The organism is Streptomyces virginiae (assembly GCF_040638905.1).
GTDB classification, from domain to species: Bacteria; Actinomycetota; Actinomycetes; order Streptomycetales; family Streptomycetaceae; genus Streptomyces; species Streptomyces virginiae_B.
The window spans coordinates 2,055-4,561 of record NZ_JBEZYV010000078.1; the positions used below are offsets into that span (position 1 = coordinate 2,055).

The 2,507-nt window shown below is 56.4% G+C and carries 1 rRNA gene (only partly in view); it reads left to right on the top strand.

The window, feature by feature from the left end:
* Window positions 1-2,477: ribosomal RNA gene (locus tag AB0F82_RS38890) — 23S ribosomal RNA — on the top strand; it begins 192 nt to the left of the window's first position.
* The last annotated feature ends 30 nt before the right edge of the window (window positions 2,478-2,507 follow it).

The window sequence follows — 2,507 nt, forward strand, 5'->3', positions numbered from 1 at the left end:
CTACGTCGTGACTGCGTGCCTTTTGAAGAATGAGCCTGCGAGTTAGCGGTGTGTAGCGAGGTTAACCCGTGTGGGGAAGCCGTAGCGAAAGCGAGTCCGAACAGGGCGATTGAGTTGCACGCTCTAGACCCGAAGCGGAGTGATCTAGCCATGGGCAGGTTGAAGCGGAGGTAAGACTTCGTGGAGGACCGAACCCACCAGGGTTGAAAACCTGGGGGATGACCTGTGGTTAGGGGTGAAAGGCCAATCAAACTCCGTGATAGCTGGTTCTCCCCGAAATGCATTTAGGTGCAGCGTCGTGTGTTTCTTGCCGGAGGTAGAGCACTGGATAGGCGATGGGCCCTACCGGGTTACTGACCTTAGCCAAACTCCGAATGCCGGTAAGTGAGAGCACGGCAGTGAGACTGTGGGGGATAAGCTCCATGGTCGAGAGGGAAACAGCCCAGAGCATCGACTAAGGCCCCTAAGCGTACGCTAAGTGGGAAAGGATGTGGAGTCGCAGAGACAACCAGGAGGTTGGCTTAGAAGCAGCCACCCTTGAAAGAGTGCGTAATAGCTCACTGGTCAAGTGATTCCGCGCCGACAATGTAGCGGGGCTCAAGCGTACCGCCGAAGTCGTGTCATTGCAGCAATAGGGCCAACGCCCGCTGTGATGGGTAGGGGAGCGTCGTGTGCCGGGTGAAGCAGCAGCGGAAGCTAGTTGTGGACGGTTCACGAGTGAGAATGCAGGCATGAGTAGCGATACACACGTGAGAAACGTGTGCGCCGATTGACTAAGGGTTCCTGGGTCAAGCTGATCTGCCCAGGGTAAGTCGGGACCTAAGGCGAGGCCGACAGGCGTAGTCGATGGACAACCGGTTGATATTCCGGTACCCGCTTTGAAACGCCCAATATCGAATCAGGCGATGCTAAGTCCGTGAAGCCGTTCCGGACCCTTCGGGGAAAGGAAAGTGGTGGAGCCGACGAACCAGACTTGTAGTAGGTAAGCGATGGGGTGACGCAGGAAGGTAGTCCAGCCCGGGCGGTGGTTGTCCCGGGGTAAGGGTGTAGGCCGAGGGGTAGGCAAATCCGTCCCTCATTAAGGCTGAGACCTGATGCCGAGCCGATTGTGGTGAAGTGGATGATCCTATGCTGTCGAGAAAAGCCTCTAGCGAGTTTCATGGCGGCCCGTACCCTAAACCGACTCAGGTGGTCAGGTAGAGAATACCGAGGCGTTCGGGTGAACTATGGTTAAGGAACTCGGCAAAATGCCCCCGTAACTTCGGGAGAAGGGGGGCCATCACTGGTGATCCGATTTACTCGGTGAGCTGGGGGTGGCCGCAGAGACCAGCGAGAAGCGACTGTTTACTAAAAACACAGGTCCGTGCGAAGCCGTAAGGCGATGTATACGGACTGACGCCTGCCCGGTGCTGGAACGTTAAGGGGACCGGTTAGTGACCTTTCGGGGTTGCGAAGCTGAGAACTTAAGCGCCAGTAAACGGCGGTGGTAACTATAACCATCCTAAGGTAGCGAAATTCCTTGTCGGGTAAGTTCCGACCTGCACGAATGGCGTAACGACTTCTCGACTGTCTCAACCATAGGCCCGGTGAAATTGCACTACGAGTAAAGATGCTCGTTTCGCGCAGCAGGACGGAAAGACCCCGGGACCTTTACTACAGTTTGATATTGGTGTTCGGTTCGGCTTGTGTAGGATAGGTGGGAGACTTTGAAACCCCAACGCCAGTTGGGGTGGAGTCGCCGTTGAAATACCACTCTGGTCGTGCTGGATGTCTAACCTCGGTCCGTGATCCGGATCAGGGACAGTGTCTGATGGGTAGTTTAACTGGGGCGGTTGCCTCCCAAAGGGTAACGGAGGCGCCCAAAGGTTCCCTCAGCCTGGTTGGCAATCAGGTGTTGAGTGTAAGTGCACAAGGGAGCTTGACTGTGAGACCGACGGGTCGAGCAGGGACGAAAGTCGGGACTAGTGATCCGGCGGTGGCTTGTGGAAGCGCCGTCGCTCAACGGATAAAAGGTACCCCGGGGATAACAGGCTGATCTTCCCCAAGAGTCCATATCGACGGGATGGTTTGGCACCTCGATGTCGGCTCGTCGCATCCTGGGGCTGGAGTCGGTCCCAAGGGTTGGGCTGTTCGCCCATTAAAGCGGTACGCGAGCTGGGTTTAGAACGTCGTGAGACAGTTCGGTCCCTATCCGCTGTGCGCGTAGGAATATTGAGAAGGGCTGTCCCTAGTACGAGAGGACCGGGACGGACGAACCTCTGGTGTGCCAGTTGTCCTGCCAAGGGCATGGCTGGTTGGCTACGTTCGGGAGGGATAACCGCTGAAAGCATCTAAGCGGGAAGCCTGCTTCAAGATGAGTATTCCCACCTCCTTGAGAGGGTAAGGCTCCCAGTAGACGACTGGGTTGATAGGCCAGATGTGGAAGCCCGGTAACGGGTGGAGCTGACTGGTACTAATAGGCCGAGGGCTTGTCCTCAGTTGCTCGCGTCCACTGTGTTAGTTCTGAA